The organism is Streptomyces solicamelliae, assembly GCF_045348655.1.
In the GTDB taxonomy this organism is placed as follows: Bacteria; Actinomycetota; Actinomycetes; order Streptomycetales; family Streptomycetaceae; genus Streptomyces; species Streptomyces solicamelliae.
Genome location: NZ_CP160404.1, coordinates 1480929 through 1496417 on the forward strand (window position 1 = coordinate 1480929; position 15489 = coordinate 1496417).

General features: G+C 74.2%; 13 protein-coding genes and 1 riboswitch. Of the genes, 9 read left to right on the forward strand and 4 right to left on the reverse strand.

Features of this window, described 5'->3' with window-relative positions:
- Nucleotides 1-96: 96 nt before the first annotated feature.
- Nucleotides 97-1695: a ribosomal protection-like ABC-F family protein gene (abc-f, locus tag ABZO31_RS06870; protein WP_406860156.1), complete on the reverse strand. Its 1599-nt coding sequence runs from the start codon at nt 1693-1695 to the stop codon at nt 97-99.
- A gap of 225 nt (nt 1696-1920) precedes the next feature.
- Between abc-f and ABZO31_RS06875 the strand changes: the two genes are divergently transcribed.
- The gene (locus tag ABZO31_RS06875) at nt 1921-2811 is read left to right on the forward strand and encodes a neutral zinc metallopeptidase (protein WP_406860158.1); all 891 of its coding nucleotides are present in this window, start codon (nt 1921-1923) and stop codon (nt 2809-2811) included.
- Between the two features lie 80 nt (nt 2812-2891).
- On the forward strand, nt 2892-3293 hold the full coding sequence (locus tag ABZO31_RS06880) for a VOC family protein (protein ID WP_406860159.1): 402 nt from the start codon (nt 2892-2894) through the stop codon (nt 3291-3293).
- 12 nt (nt 3294-3305) lie between these two features.
- Here the strand turns inward: ABZO31_RS06880 and ABZO31_RS06885 are convergent, their stop codons facing one another.
- Nucleotides 3306-4769 (reverse strand): hypothetical protein, encoded by a 1464-nt coding sequence (locus tag ABZO31_RS06885; protein ID WP_406860161.1) that lies wholly within the window; start codon nt 4767-4769, stop codon nt 3306-3308.
- A gap of 54 nt (nt 4770-4823) precedes the next feature.
- Complete coding sequence (locus ABZO31_RS06890) at nt 4824-5951, reverse strand: alpha/beta hydrolase (protein ID WP_406860163.1); 1128 nt, start codon at nt 5949-5951, stop codon at nt 4824-4826.
- A gap of 329 nt (nt 5952-6280) precedes the next feature.
- Here ABZO31_RS06890 and ABZO31_RS06895 point away from each other — a divergent pair, with 329 nt between their 5' ends.
- The 7 genes from ABZO31_RS06895 to ABZO31_RS06925 all read left to right on the forward strand — a co-directional run bounded on the left by ABZO31_RS06895 (nt 6281) and on the right by ABZO31_RS06925 (nt 14748).
- Nucleotides 6281-7540, forward strand: a complete 1260-nt coding sequence (locus ABZO31_RS06895) for an inorganic phosphate transporter (RefSeq protein WP_406860165.1) — start codon at nt 6281-6283, stop codon at nt 7538-7540.
- A gap of 12 nt (nt 7541-7552) precedes the next feature.
- Nucleotides 7553-7774, forward strand: a complete 222-nt coding sequence (locus tag ABZO31_RS06900) for a hypothetical protein (RefSeq protein ID WP_406860166.1) — start codon at nt 7553-7555, stop codon at nt 7772-7774.
- 135 nt (nt 7775-7909) lie between these two features.
- A riboswitch (cobalamin riboswitch) is annotated at nt 7910-8038 on the forward strand.
- Nucleotides 8039-8069: 31 nt separating this feature from the next.
- Nucleotides 8070-9032 (forward strand): cobalamin biosynthesis protein, encoded by a 963-nt coding sequence (locus ABZO31_RS06905; protein WP_406860167.1) that lies wholly within the window; start codon nt 8070-8072, stop codon nt 9030-9032.
- Nucleotides 9029-10537 carry a cobyric acid synthase gene (locus tag ABZO31_RS06910; RefSeq protein ID WP_406860168.1) on the forward strand — a complete coding sequence of 503 codons (1509 nt, stop codon included), beginning with the start codon at nt 9029-9031 and terminating at the stop codon, nt 10535-10537. Before ABZO31_RS06905 ends, ABZO31_RS06910 begins: the two co-directional genes overlap by 4 nt.
- Before the next feature lie 244 nt (nt 10538-10781).
- Nucleotides 10782-12806 carry a putative cobaltochelatase gene (locus ABZO31_RS06915; RefSeq protein WP_406860169.1) on the forward strand — a complete coding sequence of 675 codons (2025 nt, stop codon included), beginning with the start codon at nt 10782-10784 and terminating at the stop codon, nt 12804-12806.
- On the forward strand, nt 12806-13414 hold the full coding sequence (gene cobO / locus ABZO31_RS06920) for a cob(I)yrinic acid a,c-diamide adenosyltransferase (protein WP_406860170.1): 609 nt from the start codon (nt 12806-12808) through the stop codon (nt 13412-13414). The genes ABZO31_RS06915 and cobO overlap by 1 nt, the downstream gene beginning before the upstream one ends.
- Complete coding sequence (locus ABZO31_RS06925; RefSeq protein ID WP_406860171.1) at nt 13408-14748, forward strand: cobyrinate a,c-diamide synthase; 1341 nt, start codon at nt 13408-13410, stop codon at nt 14746-14748. The genes cobO and ABZO31_RS06925 overlap by 7 nt, the downstream gene beginning before the upstream one ends.
- 2 nt (nt 14749-14750) lie before the next feature.
- Here the strand turns inward: ABZO31_RS06925 and ABZO31_RS06930 are convergent, their stop codons facing one another.
- Nucleotides 14751-15476 (reverse strand): ZIP family metal transporter, encoded by a 726-nt coding sequence (locus tag ABZO31_RS06930; protein ID WP_406860172.1) that lies wholly within the window; start codon nt 15474-15476, stop codon nt 14751-14753.
- Nucleotides 15477-15489 lie beyond the last annotated feature (13 nt).

Sequence of the window (15489 nt, forward strand, 5' to 3'; positions counted from 1 at the left end):
CGAAGCGGGGATTCCGCGTCACGTCACGCACCGGTACCAGAGCGTCTCACTCAGATGACGGATCACCGATGAGCCGAATGATCCCTACGGAGATGATCAGGCGAGAGCCACGAGGTCCGCGTAGTCGGCGCCCCACAGGTCCTCGACACCGTCCGGGAGCAGGATGATCCGCTCCGGGTCGAGCGCCTCGACGGCGCCCTCGTCGTGGGTGACGAGCACGACCGCGCCCTTGTACGTGCGCAGCGCGCCGAGGATCTCCTCGCGGCTGGCCGGATCGAGGTTGTTCGTCGGCTCGTCGAGGAGCAGCACGTTCGCCGAGGACACGACCAGGGTCGCGAGCGCGAGCCGGGTCTTCTCGCCGCCGGAGAGCACCCCGGCCGGCTTGTCGACGTCGTCGCCGGAGAACAGGAACGAGCCGAGCACCTTGCGCACCTCGACGAGGTCGAGGTCGGGCGCGGCGGAGCGCATGTTCTCCAGGACGGTCCGGTCCGGGTCGAGGGTCTCGTGCTCCTGCGCGTAGTAGCCGAGCTTGAGGCCGTGGCCCGGGGTGACCTCGCCGGTGTCGGGCTGCTCGACGCCGCCGAGCAGCCGGAGCAGCGTGGTCTTGCCGGCGCCGTTGAGGCCGAGGATGACCACGCGGGAGCCCTTGTCGATCGCGAGGTTCACATCGGTGAAGATTTCGAGGGAGCCGTACGACTTGGACAGGCCCTCGGCGGTGAGCGGGGTCTTGCCGCAGGGCGCGGGCTCCGGGAAGCGCAGCTTGGCGACCTTGTCGTTGACCCGGACCGCCTCCAGGCCGGAGAGCAGCCGCTCGGCGCGCTTGGCCATGTTCTGCGCGGCGACGGTCTTGGTGGCCTTGGCGCGCATCTTGTCGGCCTGCGAGTTGAGCGCGGCGGCCTTCTTCTCGGCGTTCTGCCGCTCGCGCCTGCGGCGCTTCTCGTCGGCCTCGCGCTGCTGCTGGTAGAGCTTCCAGCCCATGTTGTAGACGTCGATGACGGAGCGGTTGGCGTCCAGGTAGAAGACCTTGTTGACGACCGTCTCGACCAGGTCGACGTCGTGGGAGATGACGATGAAGCCGCCGCGGTAGGTCTTCAGGTAGTCCCGCAGCCAGACGATCGAGTCGGCGTCGAGGTGGTTGGTGGGCTCGTCGAGGAGCAGGGTGTCGGCGTCCGAGAACAGGATCCGGGCCAGCTCGATCCGGCGGCGCTGACCGCCGGAGAGGGTGTGCAGCGGCTGGCCGAGGACCCGGTCGGGCAGGCCGAGCGCGGCGGCGATGGTGGCGGCCTCGGCCTCGGCGGCGTACCCGCCCTTGGTGAGGAACTCGGTCTCCTGGCGCTCGTACTGCCTGAGCGCCTTGTCGCGGGTGGCGCCGGAGCCGGTGGCGATGCGCTCCTCGTTCTGCCGCATCTTGCGGATCAGGACGTCGAGGCCGCGGGCGGACAGGACCCGGTCGCGGGCCAGGACGTCGAGGTCGCCGGTGCGCGGGTCCTGCGGCAGATAACCGACCTCGCCGGAGCGGGCGATGGTGCCCGCGGCGGGCTGGCCCTCGCCGGCCAGGCACTTGGTGAGGGTGGTCTTGCCGGCGCCGTTGCGGCCGACCAGGCCGATGCGGTCGCCCTTGGCGATACGGAAGGACGCGGATTCGATGAGGACGCGGGCGCCGGCGCGCAGCTCGATGCCGGTGGCGGTGATCACGGACAGACTCCAGGGCGGGATGGACGGCGGAAGGACGGGCGCTTCGGGCTTCGACGCCGTCTAATCGTGCGCGGGGAGAATGGCCATGCAGGCCAGTCTAACGGGCGTATGCAACTGGTTTTCCGTCCCGTGATCGACAAAAGGGGCGGGAGCGGAGGGGGTGATCGATACTCGGCGCAGGGCGGCGGCCCCCTGCCGCGGCGTGACGCGGAGGGCGGTGGCCCCGTGCAGTTCGACGACGACGGCAGGCTGGACACCTCGGAGGTCCGGGACGTCCGGGGCAGCCGGATCCCCGGCGGGCGGCGCACCGTCGGCGGCGGCATCGTCGGCCTGATCGCGCTGGTCCTGGGACTGTTCCTCGGCGTCGGCCCGGAGCAGCTGGGGCTCTCCTCGGGCGGCGAGGACCCGGTGGCGACCTCGTCGTCGGCCGCGCAGCTGGACCGGGAGTGCCGGACCGGCGCGGACGCGAACGCCCGGGAGGACTGCCGGATCGTCGCCGTGGTCAACAGCCTGCAGGACTACTGGCGGGCCGAGTACGCGCGGCGCGGCGGCCGGTACGGGGACGCGCGCACGGTCGTGTTCACCGAGCGGGTCGGCACGGCCTGCGGGGCGGCGAGCTCGGCGGTGGGCCCCTTCTACTGCCCCGGGGACCGGCAGGTCTATCTGGACCTGGGCTTCTTCGACGACCTGCGCACGAAGTTCGGCGCGAGCGGCGGGCCGTTCGCGCAGGCGTACGTGGTGGCACACGAGTACGGGCACCACGTGCAGAACCTGATGGGGACGCTGGGCCGGGCGCGGGACGGACGGACCGGCGCGGGCTCCGACGCGGTCCGGGTGGAGCTGCAGGCGGACTGCTACGCGGGCGTGTGGGCCCGGCACGCGACGGCGACGCCGGACGAGCGGACCGGGCGGCCGCTGCTGACCCGGCTGACGGACGCGGACATCCAGGACGGCCTGTCCGCGGCGGCCGCGGTGGGCGACGACCGGATCCAGGAGCGGTTCCAGGGGCGGGTGACGCCGGAGAACTGGACGCACGGCTCGGCGGCGCAGCGGCAGCGGTGGTTCTACACGGGCTACCGGACCGGCGACATGGCGCGCTGCGACACCTTCCGCTGAGCGGGGCCCCGTCATCGGGCTCGTTGTCGGTGGCGGCTGCCAGACTGAGATCCAGGTCACATCGAGAGGAAGTGATCGGGATGGCCGACCAGGCACCCGACATCTGTCCGACCCTGCGCTACGACGACGCCAAGGCCGCGATCAAGCTGCTCACGGAGGCGTTCGGGTTCACCGCGCACGCCGTGTACGAGGGCGAGGACGGGCGGGTCGCGCACGCCGAGCTCACGTACGGGAACGGCATGGTGATGCTCGGCAGCTCGGGCACCGGCAGCGAGTTCGACAAGCTGATGGCGTCCGGCGGGCCGACCGGGGTGTACGTCCACGTGACCGACGTGGACGACCACCACGCCAGAGCGGTGGAGCACGGAGCGGAGATCGTGATGCCGCCGACCGACCAGGAGTACGGCTCCCGGGACTACATGGCCCGGGACGCCGAGGGCAACGTCTGGAGCTTCGGGACGTACACCCCCGGCGCCTCGTAGGCGGCGTCCGGCTCAGGCCCCGCCGGTGTGGACCTGGAAGGCGGCGCGGCGGACCGCCTTCGCCAGGGCCGGGTCGGGGTGCGCGGCGGCCAGGGCCACGAGGACCTGGACGGTGCGCGGGTGGCCGACGGCCCGGACCTCGTCGAGCAGGGCGGGGACGGTGCCCTGCACCGCGGAGTCCAGGTGGCGGACCAGGAGGTCGCTCTCGCCGTGGTCGGCGACGGCCGCGGCGGTGTCCACCCAGAGCCAGGTGGCCTCCTCGCGGGTGAGCACGTCCGGGGCGTCGTCGGGGTCGCTGCCGTCGTACTCGGCGAGCCAGAGCAGCGCGTACGGACGGAGCGAGGGCTCGTCGACGGCGGCGCGGACCTCGGTCTCGGCGGGCGCCCCGACGACGCGGAGCGCCTCGAAGGCGAGGCCGCGCAGCAGGGCGTCCTCACCACGGGCGACGGCGAGGAGTTCGGTGACGGCGCTGCCGAGGGTGCGGGCGGCGAGCCAGGCGCGGTACTCGGCGCGGGCCGGGCCGGGGGTGAGCCGGGCGCAGCCGCGCAGCATGTCCTCGGCGGACTGCTCGATGTTGCCGGCCGGGCTCTGCGCGGCGACGCAGATCTGCTCCAGCTTGACCCAGACCGCCCAGTTGCCGAGCGGCGTCAGGGTGGCCTGCCCGGGGCCGAGGGTGAGCGCGCCGACGGCGGCCAGCCCTTCGAGCGCCCAGCCCAGCAGCGGGGCGAGCGCCGCGGCGGTGGGCGCCCCGGAGGCGTCTACGCGCGGAGCCGGCGAGGCGTCGGTGCGGATGGCGGCGGGGGCGTCCGGGGCGTCCGCGGGCGGGAAACCGGAATCCGCGGGCGGGGTGTCCGGGGCGTCCGGGTCCGGGACCTCGCAGCGTTCCTCGCGGAGCTCCTCCACGCGCTGGCGGAGGAGGTCCAGGAGGGCCGGGACGAGGACCGGGCCGGCGGACAGCTGCAGGAGCGAGAGCAGCTGCGGTACGGCCTCCACGACCTCGGCGACATCGCCGGGGGCGACGTCCTCCGGCGTGGGGTGCACCAGCGACCAGGCGTCGAAGAGGGCGACCCAGCCGCGCAGGACGGCCGAGTCGTCACGGTCCCAGGCGTGCAGCCGCCAGCCGGGGCGGGCGGTCCCGCCGTGCAGCTCGACGAGACCGGCGAGCCGGGCGCGGTCCCAGCCGGCCCGGATCTGGTCGGGCGTCAGGTCGAGCGCCGCGGCGGCCCGTTCCCGCGCCGGGAGGACCTCGGGGGCCCGGGCGCCGGAGGCCCAGCGGGCGATCCGGACGGCGTCGCCGAGGACGGTCCGCGCCTGGCGGGCCAGTTCCTGGCGGGGCGGTGTGCCCTCGGGGGGCCGCGGCGCCGGCCGGGTCCGCCGGGTCGTCACGGCCCTGCGGGCCGTGGCGAGTGCCCGCGGGCGGACGAGTCGGAGTCTGGAGTTGCGCGCCAATTCCTCATCAGGCTTTCGAGACGTCACGGGGGCAGTCTTCCCGCTGACGGCCCGAAAGCCCAATCGGAATCCTCAGAGGCCCTAGAGCAGGGGCACGAGGAAGCGGCGCAGGGCCTCTTCATAGCGGTTCGGATCGGCGTTCCACATGGCCGCGTGCGGGGCGTGCGGGACGGAGCGAAGGGTGACCAGATCCGGGCGGAGGGCGGCGAGTTCGCGGGACGGCTCCCAGGGCGCGAGGGTGTCGTCGGGGCCGTGGAAGAGGAGCGCGGGGACGCGCAGCGCCTGCGGGTCGGCGGACTCCTGGAGGGTGTCGCCGTACAGCCCGGTCCGGCTGCGCGCGGCGCGGACGGCGAGCGGTACGAGGAGGCTCGGGGTGCCGCGGGCGGCGGCGAGGGCGCGCAGGGTGGCCTCCTGGTCGAGGACCGGGGAGTCGAGCACGAGCCCGGCGACCCGTTCGCGCAGCCCGGAGCCGACGGCGGCGTGCAGCGCCATGGTGGCGCCGGTGGACCAGCCGTACAGGACGACCTTCTCGGCACCGTGCCGTACCGCGTGCCGGATCGCCGCGTCGACGTCGCGCCACTCGGAGTCGCCGAGGTGGCCGAGGCCGTCGGGCGAGCCGGGGGCGCCGGGGTCGCCGCGGTAGGCGGGCAGCAGGACGGGGATCTGCCGGCGGTGCAGGAAGGGCAGCAGGTTCAGCGGGTGCTGCCGGGTGGTGCCGAGGCCGTGCAGGGTGATCACCCAGGTGCGGCGGGGTCCGGGCACGTACCAGGCGGGCAGGGTGCCGAGCTCGCCGGCGATCTCGACGTCCTGGTAGTCGATGCCGAGGGCGCTGAGCGGGGTGCCGGTGTGCAGCTGCGGGGTGAGCCGGACCCGGGCGCCGGTCCGCAGGTCCCCCAGTTCGACGCGTTCGAGGCGGCGTACGACGGTGTCGGGGCTGTGCGGGACGTGGTCGAGGACGGGGCCGACGACGGCGTGCGTCTCGGGGCCCTCGATGCCGTACGTGCCGGGCCGCAGTGCGGCGAGGCTGCGGGTGAGGGTGATCCGGCCGGGGCCGGTGGCGTGCACGGTGAGTCTCGGGTCGCCGGGCAGGGCCCGGCCGGGCGGCAGGTTGAGGGCCGCGTCGCTGGCGTACCGGCCGGCCGCGTAGAGGGCCGCACCGACACCGATCAGGGTGGTGACGGCCGCTGCCGTCGCTGTAGCCGGGCGCACCGTTCCAGTGTCGGCACGGGTGCCGCGGCGTGCCAGCGGACGCGGGGCCGGCGGAGTGACCAGAATCTCATCGGGGCGGGTCCGGGCGGGGTTTCCGGCAGGGTGGACGAGTGCGGCAAAACCGGCACATGCCGCCCGCTCTCCCGCGACTGCGGGCGTGACCGGCGGTCGCACCCCTCTCGTTCGAGTGACCCACGGGCACCCCGAGGGCGAAGCGGAACCACTGGATACCGGATGGAGACACCCCACCGCCTGGCCCAGTTCATCTTCCGTTCACCCAGGTTGCCTACGTTCAACCAGCCACTGACGTCAAACGATTGCCTGGGTAAATGGAACACATCACGCTGCTGCTCGCCATTGTGGTCGTGACAGCTCTCGTGTTCGATTTCACGAACGGTTTCCACGACACCGCGAACGCGATGGCCACCACCATCTCGACCGGTGCACTCAAGCCGAAGACGGCGGTGGCCATGTCCGCCGTGCTGAACCTCGTCGGCGCCTTCCTGTCCGTCGAGGTCGCCAACACGATCTCCAAGGGACTCGTCAACGAGGAGGGCATCCAACCGGAAGTCATCCTCGCGGCACTCGTCGGCGCCATCCTCTGGAACCTGGTGACCTGGCTGGTCGGCCTGCCGTCCAGCTCCTCCCACGCCCTGATGGGCGGCCTCATCGGCGCGACCGTCGCCTCGATCGGCGTCAGCGGCGTCAACGGCGACGTCGTCCTCACGAAGGTCCTCCTCCCGGCCATCGCCGCCCCGCTGGTCGCCGGCCTCGCCGCGATGTTCGCCACCCGCCTCTCGTACCGGCTCGACCGGAACGCCGGCGGCAAGACGACGGAGAAGGGCTACCGGGCCGGCCAGATCGCGTCCGCCGGTCTCGTCTCCCTCGCGCACGGCACCAACGACGCGCAGAAGACGATGGGCATCATCACCCTCGCCCTGGTCGCCGGCGGCGTCCTCGCCCCCGGCTCCAACCCGCCGGTCTGGGTCATCGTCTCCGCCGGTCTGGCGATCGCGCTCGGCACCTACCTCGGCGGCTGGCGCATCATCCGCACGATGGGCAAGGGCCTGACGGACCTCGAGCCGAAGCAGGGCTTCGCCGCCCAGACCAGCGCGGCCACGGTCATCCTGGCCTCCTCCCACCTGGGCTTCTCCCTCTCCACCACGCACTCCTGCTCCGGCGCCGTCATGGGCGCGGGTCTGGGCCGCAAGGGCGGTGTCGTCCGCTGGTCGACGGCCACCCGGATGTTCGTGGCCTGGGGCCTGACCCTTCCGGCCGCGGCGCTGGTCGGCGCCGGCGCCGAGTACGTCGCCCGCCAGGGCGACTGGGGCGTGGCCGCCGTCACGGCCTTCCTGATCACCTCCTGCCTGGCCATCTGGGTCATCTCCCGCCGCCAGGTCGTCGACCACACCAACGTCAACGACGTCGACGACGAGCCCGCGGGCGTCGTCACCACGGCCATCGCCGCCGTCACCCCGCCGCCGGCCGGCTCCGTCGCCGCCGTCGCGGACGAGGGCCTCAAGACCACCATCCCCACGCCGGCCCCCACGGACCCGGCAGCTCCCCCGGCCTCCGCCGCCGCGGTGTAAGGAACGAACGACATGAAGATCGACTGGGCAGCTCTCGGCTCCGTCTTCGGAGTCAGCCTCGTGGCGACCGTCGCCCTCGTGGGCCTCTTCACCCTCGGCGTCGTCGGCCTCTCCAAGCAGGAGCAGGCCGCCGCGCAGGGCGGCTCCGCCACCCTGGCGCGCACCGGCGCGTACGCCTGCTTCGCACTGTGCGCGGCGGCCGTCGCGTACGGCATCTATCTGATCGTCGCCTGACGATCCGGGAACCACCGGCCGGGCGGGCCGCACCTTCGGGTGCGGCCCGCCCGGCCGTCGTGTCTGTGGTGCTTCGCACAGTGACCCGTCGCAGGTCAAGGGTGAGTTGACGGCTGTTCGCGGGGCGTGGTGGACTCACGGGGCCATTACGGCGGCAACGAAGAGGAAGCCCGGTGCGAATCCGGCGCGGTCCCGCCACTGTGACCGGGGTACGAGACAGTCCCCCGGGAGCCAGGAACTCTCGCCGCCGGTCACGTCGAGCCAGGGCGCGGACCCTGAGTGAGGACAATGCGCCATGCCTGGCCGCAGCACAGCCACAGCTGTCTACGCGTACGGCGCCACCGCCGGTCTGGTGGCCGATCTCGCCCTGGGCGACCCCCGCCGGGGCCACCCCGTCGCCGCTTTCGGCCGCGCCGCCGGAGCGGTCGAGCGGCTGCTCTGGCGCGACCACCGCGGCTGGGGCGCGCTGCACACCGCCGTCTGCGCGGGCGGCGCGGCCGCCGCGGGGGCGCTCGCGGCCCGGGCCGTACGAGGCCGGGGCGCCGCGTCCGTGGCGCTGACCGCCGCCTCCGTCTGGGCCGTCGTCGGCGGCACCACCCTGGGCCGGGAGGCCCGCGCCATCGGCGGCGCACTCGCCGCCGGCGACCTGGACGTCGCCCGCGAGCGGCTGCCGCATCTGTGCGGCCGCGACCCGCAGTCCCTGGACGGTCCGGCGATGGCCCGCGCGGTCGTGGAGTCGGTCGCCGAGAACACCTCCGACGCGGTGGTGGGCGCGCTGGTCTGGGGTGCGGTGGCGGGCGTGCCGGGCCTCGTCGGCTTCCGCGCGGTGAACACCCTGGACGCGATGGTCGGCCACAAGTCGCCGCGGTACCGCCGGTTCGGCTGGGCCTCGGCGCGGCTCGACGACCTGGCCGGCTGGCCCGGCGCCCGGCTGACCGCGGCGCTCGCCGTCGCCGCCGGCGGCGACCCGCGCGGCGCGGTCCGCGCCTGGCGCGCGGACGCGGCGAAGCACCCGAGCCCCAACGCGGGCCCGGTGGAGGCGTCGTTCGCGGGGGCGCTCGGGGTACGTCTCGGGGGCACGCTCGCGTACGGCGGCCGGGTCGAGCACCGGCCGGTGCTCAACGGGGCGGGACGGGCGGTGGCGGTCGCCGACATCGAGCGGGCGGTGACGCTGTCGCGCCGGGTGACGGCACTGACGCTGGGGGTCTGTGTGGGCGGCCGGATGATCGTGAACGCGATGAAGCGGAGGGGTGCATGAGAGGCGGGGGGCTGCTGGTCGCCGGGACCACGTCCGACGCGGGCAAGAGCGTCGTCACGGCCGGCATCTGCCGCTGGCTGGTCCGGCAGGGGATCAAGGTCGCGCCGTTCAAGGGACAGAACATGTCCCTGAACTCCTTCGTGACCCGGGAGGGCGCGGAGATCGGCCGGGCGCAGGCCATGCAGGCGCAGGCGGCGCGGGTCGAGCCGACCGCGCTGATGAACCCGGTGCTGCTGAAGCCCGGGAGCGACCGGTCCAGCCAGGTCGTGCTGATGGGCAGGCCGGTCGGCGAACTGAGCGCCCGCGGGTACCACGGGGGCCGGCAGAAGGAGCTGTTCGAGCCGGTGCTCGCCTGCCTGGATGAGCTGCGGAGCACGTACGACGCGGTGATCTGCGAGGGCGCGGGCAGCCCCGCCGAGATCAACCTGCGGCGCACGGACATCGTCAACATGGGCATCGCGCGGGCGGCGGAGCTGCCGGTGGTGGTCGTCGGGGACATCGACCGGGGCGGGGTGTTCGCCCAGTTCTTCGGCACGACGGCGCTGCTCGCGCCGGAGGACCAGCGGCTGATCGCCGGATACCTGGTGAACAAGTTCCGCGGCGACGTGACGCTGCTGGAACCGGGGCTCGACATGCTGCACGGCCTGACCGGGCGGCGGACCCTCGGCGTCCTGCCGTACGCGCACGGGCTCGGCATCGACGAGGAGGACGGCCTGCGGGTCTCGCTGCGCGGCGCGGTGCGGGAGTCGGTCGTCGCGCCGCCGGTCGGCGAGGACGTGCTGCGGGTCGCGGTGTGCGCGGTCCCGCTGATGTCCAACTTCACGGACGTGGACGCGCTGGCGGCCGAGCCGGGCGTGGTGGTGCGGTTCGTGGACCGCGCGGAGGAGCTCGTCGACGCGGACCTGGTCGTCGTACCGGGGACGCGCGGGACTGTGAAGGCGCTGGCCTGGCTGCGGGAGCGGGGCCTCGCGGACGCGCTCGCGCGGCGCGCGGCGGAGGGCCGGCCGGTCCTCGGCATCTGCGGCGGCTTCCAAGCCCTGTCGGAGCACATCGAGGACGAGGTCGAGTCCAAGGCGGGCAGCGTGGCCGGGCTCGGGCTGCTGCCCGTACAGGTCCGCTTCGCGGTGGAGAAGACCCTGGCCCGCCCGGTCGGCGAGGCGCTCGGCGAGCGCGTCGAGGGCTACGAGATCCACCACGGCGTCGCGGACGTACAGGGCGGGGAGCCGTTCCTGGACGGCTGCCGGGTGGGCGCGGTGTGGGGCACGCACTGGCACGGCTCGCTGGAGAGCGACGGCTTCCGCCGCGCTTTCCTCCGCGAGGTCGCGGCGGCCGCTGGCCGCCGCTTCGTCCCGGCCCCGGACACGTCGTTCGGCGCGCTGCGGGAGGACCAGCTGGACCGCCTCGGCGACCTGATCGAGGAACACGCGGACACGGACGCACTCCTGCGGCTGATCGAGCAGGGCCCGCCCGAGGGCCTGCCGTTCGTGCCGCCGGGGGCGCCGTGAGGACGGCCCGGGGGGCGGCTGCGGGCCGGGGGGCGGGGCGCGCGCCGGGCACCGCCCCGGCGTGGTGCCTGCCTGTTCGGCCCCGGCGGGGTCCAGGGGCGGGGCCCCTGGTCACGGGGAGGGGCGGGGTGGGGCAAGAGCCCGCCGCAGGCGCACGGCCCGCCGCGCCCGCCGACCGCATCCGACCCTCCGCCCCCCGCACCCACTTCGTACTCGACGCCCACCGCGAAGGAGCGATCACCCGATGAGCACCCGCTACCCGTTCACGGCCGTCGTCGGCATGGACGATCTACGTCTCGCGCTGCTGCTGAACGCCGTCAGCCCCGCCGTGGGCGGGGTGCTCGTGCGGGGCGAGAAGGGGACCGCCAAGTCGACCGCCGTGCGGGCGCTCGCCGATCTGCTGCCGGCGGTACCGGTCGTCGCCGGGTGCCGGTTCAGCTGTGATCCGGGGGCGCCCGATCCGGGGTGTCCCGACGGGCCGCACCAGGGGGACGCTTCCGGCTCCCGCGCCGCGCGCATGGTCGAGCTCCCCGTCGGCGCGTCCGAGGACCGGCTCGTCGGGGCGCTGGACATCGAGAAGGCGCTCGCGGACGGGGTGAAGGCGTTCGAGCCGGGGCTGCTGGCCGACGCGCACCGGGGGATCCTCTACGTCGACGAGGTCAACCTGCTGCATGACCACCTGATCGATCTGCTGCTCGACGCCGCCGCCATGGGGTCCTCCTACGTCGAGCGCGAGGGCGTGTCCGTGCGGCACGCCGCACGGTTCCTGCTCGTGGGGACGATGAACCCCGAGGAGGGCGAGCTGCGGCCGCAGTTGCTCGACCGCTTCGGGCTCACCGTCGAGGTCGCCGCCTCGCGCGAGCCCGAGCAGCGGGTCGAAGTGGTGCGCCGGCGGCTGGCGTTCGAGGACGACCCGGCCGTGTTCGCCGCCCGCTGGGCGGACGAGGAGGCCGCGCTGCGGGACCGGATCGTCGCCGCGCGCGCCCTGCTGCCGCAGGTCGTGCTCGGGGACGCCGCGCTGCTCCAGATCGCCGCGACCTGCGCCGCGTTCGAGGTCGACGGCATGCGCGCCGACATCGTCATGGCCCGCACCGCGACCGCCCTCGCCGCCTGGGCGGGGCGGACCGAGGTGACCTCCGACGACGTACGGCAGGCCGCGCTGCTCGCGCTTCCGCACCGCCGGCGACGCAACCCGTTCGACGCCCCGGGCCTCGACGAGGACAAGCTCGACGAGACCCTGGAGCAGTTCAAGGACGACGACGAGCCCGATCCCGATCCGGACGGGCCCGGCGACGGCGGACCCGGCGGCGGGGGCGTTCCCCCGCAGGGCGAAGGCCCCGACGCCGCCCCCGAGAGCCCCGCACCGGCCGACGCGCCTGCCCAGGCCCCCGCGCCCGGCGGGCCCGGTGCCGGTGACCGCGCCGCCGTGAAGGCCGCCGAGCCGTTCCGTACGAAGATGCTGAGCGTCCCCGGCCTCGGCGAGGGCGCCGCCGGCCGCCGCTCCCGGGCGCGTACCGCGCACGGGCGGACGACCGGCGCGACCCGCCCCCGCGGCACGCTGACCAAGCTCCACCTCACCGCCACCGTCACCGCCGCCGCCCCGCACCAGAAGGCGCGCGGCCGCTCCGGCCCGGGCCTCGTCGTCCGGCGCGACGACCTGCGGCAGGCGACCCGCGAGGGCCGCGAGGGCAACCTCGTCCTCTTCGCCGTGGACGCCTCCGGCTCCATGGCCGCCCGGCAGCGCATGAGCGCCGTCAAGGGCGCCGTGCTCTCGCTGCTCCTCGACGCGTACCAGCGCCGCGACAAGGTCGGCCTGATCACCTTCCGCGGCCGCGGCGCCGAGGTCGCGCTGCCGCCGACCTCGTCCGTGGACGCTGCGGCGGCCCGGCTCGAACAGCTCCCGACCGGCGGCCGCACCCCGCTCTCCGCCGGGCTGCTGAAGGCCCACGACGTGCTGCGCGTCGAGCGGTTGCGCGACCCGTCCCGCCGCCCGCTGCTCGTCGTCGTGACCGACGGCCGGGCCACCGGCGGCGGCGCCGACCCGCTGGCCCTCGCCACCCGCGCCGCGCGGCTGCACGCCGCCGAGGGCACCGCCAGCGTCGTCGTGGACTGCGAGACCGGGCCGGTCCGGCTCGGCCTCGCCGGGCACCTCGCCCGCGAACTCGGCGGCACCGCCGTCACCTTGGACGAGTTGCGCGCCGACTCCATCGCCGGGCTCGTCAGGAACGTACAAGCAGAGAGCGCCAACGCCACCAGGAGGGCCGCGTAATGCCGCAGGGACAGCCGACCGTCATCCCCGACGACGGTCTCACCACCCGCCAGCGCCGTAACCGCGCGCTGGTGATGGTGCACACCGGCGTCGGCAAGGGGAAGTCGACCGCCGCGTTCGGCATGGCGCTGCGCGCCTGGAACCAGGGCTGGCCGATCGGGGTGTTCCAGTTCGTCAAGTCGGCGAAGTGGAAGGTCGGCGAGGAGAACGCGCTGAAGGCCCTCGGCGAGACCTGCAAGGGCGGCACGGTCACCTGGAACAAGATGGGCGAGGGCTGGTCCTGGATCCAGCGCGAGGTCGCCGAGGGCGAGCAGTCCCACGAGGACAAGGCCCGCGAGGGCTGGGAGCAGGTCAAGCGGGACCTGGCCGAGGAGAGGTACAAGTTCTACGTCCTCGACGAGTTCGCGTACCTGCTGCACTGGGGCTGGATCGACGTCAAGGAGGTCGTCGAGGTGCTGCGCGACCGGCCCGGTCAGCAGCACGTCGTCATCACCGGCCGCAACGCCCCGCAGGAACTGCTGGACTTCGCGGACCTGGTGACCGACATGTCCAAGGTCAAGCACCCGATGGACGCCGGTCAGAAGGGGCAGCGGGGCATCGAGTGGTAGCACGTCTCGTCATCGCCGCGCCGTCGTCCGGCGCGGGCAAGACCACGGTCGCGACCGGCCTGATGGCCGCGTTCGCCGGCCGTGGTCTCGCGGTGTCCCCGCACAAGGTCGGCCCGGACTACATCGACCCGGGGTACCACGCGCTGGCCACCGGCCGGCCGGGCCGCAACCTCGACGCGTACATGTGCGGGACGGACCTCGTCGCGCCGCTCTTCGCTCACGGCGCGCAGGGCTGCGACCTGGCCGTCGTCGAGGGCGTGATGGGGCTGTACGACGGGGCCGCCGACCAGGGCGAACTGGCCTCCACCGCGCAGGTGGCGAAGCTCCTGAAGGCCCCGGTGGTCCTGGTGGTCGACGCCTCGTCGCAGTCGAGGTCGGTGGCGGCGCTGGTGCACGGCTTCGCGTCCTGGGACCCGGAGGTGCGGATCGGGGGCGTGATCCTCAACAAGGTCGCGTCGGACCGGCACGAGCATCTGCTGCGGGAGGCGCTCGGGGAGTCGGGGGTGCCGGTCCTCGGCGTGCTGCGACGCGCGCCCGCCGTTGCGACGCCGTCGCGGCATCTAGGGTTGGTGCCGGTTGCCGAGCGGCAGTCGCAGGCCGTGGCCGCTGTCGCGGCGCAGGCGGAGCAGGTGCTCCAGGGGTGCGACCTGGACGCGCTTCTGGCCCTTGCGCGGAGTGCGCCGGATCTGCGCGTCGCGCCGTGGTCGGCTGAGGTTGTCGGGCGGCCGCTCGCCGGTGGTCCCGTCGTCGCCGTCGCCGGCGGGGCCGCGTTCACGTTCTCGTACGCCGAGCACACGGAGCTGCTGGAAGCAGCCGGCGCGGAGGTCGTCGCCTTCGATCCCCTCCGCGACGAAGCCCTCCCCGAGGGGACGAGCGGCCTCGTCATAGGCGGTGGCTTTCCCGAGGTGTACGGCGAGCAGCTGTCCGCCAACGAACCCCTCCGCAAGGCCGTCGCCGAGCTCGCCGCCTCCGGCGCGCCGATCGCGGCCGAGTGCGCGGGGCTGCTGTACCTCGCGCGGTCGCTGGACGGGCACCCCATGTGCGGTGTTCTCGACGCCGACGCGCGGATGTCCGAGCGGCTGACGCTCGGCTACCGGGACGCCGTGGCGATCGGCGACAGTTCCCTGGCCGCGGCCGGTACGCGGATGCGCGGGCACGAGTTCCACCGGACGGTCATCGAGCCGGGCGCGGGCGCGGCGCCCGCGTGGGGGCTGCGGCAGCCGGAGCGGCGGGTGGAGGGCTTCGTGCAGCAGGGCGTGCACGCCAGTTACGTGCACACGCACTGGGCGGGCGCGCCGCAGACCGCGCTGCGGTTCGTGGAGGCCTGCCGTTGAGTTCAGCCCGCCAGGCCCACCACGAGCCAGATGAAGCCCACGCCCGCCACCGTGCACAGCAGGGTGGAGAGCGCCGGGTGTTCGTGGTGGGCCTCGGGCAGGATCTCGGCGGCGGCGAGGTAGAGCAGCGCGCCGCCGAAGAAGCCGAGATAGCCGCCGAGAAGTTCCTCCGGAAGAGTGAACAGCAGGGTGGACGCGGCGCCGACGACCGGCGCGACCGCGTCCGCGACCAGCATGGCGACGGCCCGGCGGCGGGCGTTCCCGTACAGGCTGGTGATCGTGTACGTGTTGAAGCCGTCGGCGAAGTCGTGGCTGATGACGGCGAGCGCGACGGCGATGCCCATGCCGCCGCCGACCTGGAACGCGGCGCCGAGCGCGATGCCGTCCATCAGGCTGTGCACGACCATGGCCGCGGCCGCGGTGAGTCCCACCTGCGGGACCCGCTCCCCCGCCTCCAGACCGTGCGCCGCCCGGCGGACGGCGAGAAGTCGTTCCACGGCGTGGGCGAAGAGGAAGCCGCCGACGAACAGCAGCAGCGCCTTGGGCACGCCGAAGACCTCGTCGCCCGCGGCCTCCAGGGCCTCCGGCAGCAGATCGAGACCGACGACGCCGAGCATCAGGCCGCCGGCCAGGCCGAGCACGAGGTGACGGCGGTCGGTGACGCGCTGCGCGGTCCAGCCGCCGACGAGCGTCATCAGGAACGCGCCGAGCGCGACGAGTACGGCCATGGGCCTTTGCTAT

Bases quoted from the DNA above. Each gene is read 5' to 3' on its own strand.
- ABZO31_RS06915 (WP_406860169.1), top strand. From the start codon at position 10,782: ATGAGCACCCGCTACCCGTTCACGGCCGTCGTCGGCATGGACGATCTA.
- ABZO31_RS06930 (WP_406860172.1), bottom strand. From the start codon at position 15,476: ATGGCCGTACTCGTCGCGCTCGGCGCGTTCCTGATGACGCTCGTCGGC.
- ABZO31_RS06880 (WP_406860159.1), top strand. From the start codon at position 2,892: ATGGCCGACCAGGCACCCGACATCTGTCCGACCCTGCGCTACGACGAC.
- ABZO31_RS06900 (WP_406860166.1), top strand. From the start codon at position 7,553: ATGAAGATCGACTGGGCAGCTCTCGGCTCCGTCTTCGGAGTCAGCCTC.
- ABZO31_RS06895 (WP_406860165.1), top strand. From the start codon at position 6,281: ATGGAACACATCACGCTGCTGCTCGCCATTGTGGTCGTGACAGCTCTC.
- ABZO31_RS06910 (WP_406860168.1), top strand. From the start codon at position 9,029: ATGAGAGGCGGGGGGCTGCTGGTCGCCGGGACCACGTCCGACGCGGGC.
- cobO (WP_406860170.1), top strand. From the start codon at position 12,806: ATGCCGCAGGGACAGCCGACCGTCATCCCCGACGACGGTCTCACCACC.
- ABZO31_RS06905 (WP_406860167.1), top strand. From the start codon at position 8,070: ATGCCTGGCCGCAGCACAGCCACAGCTGTCTACGCGTACGGCGCCACC.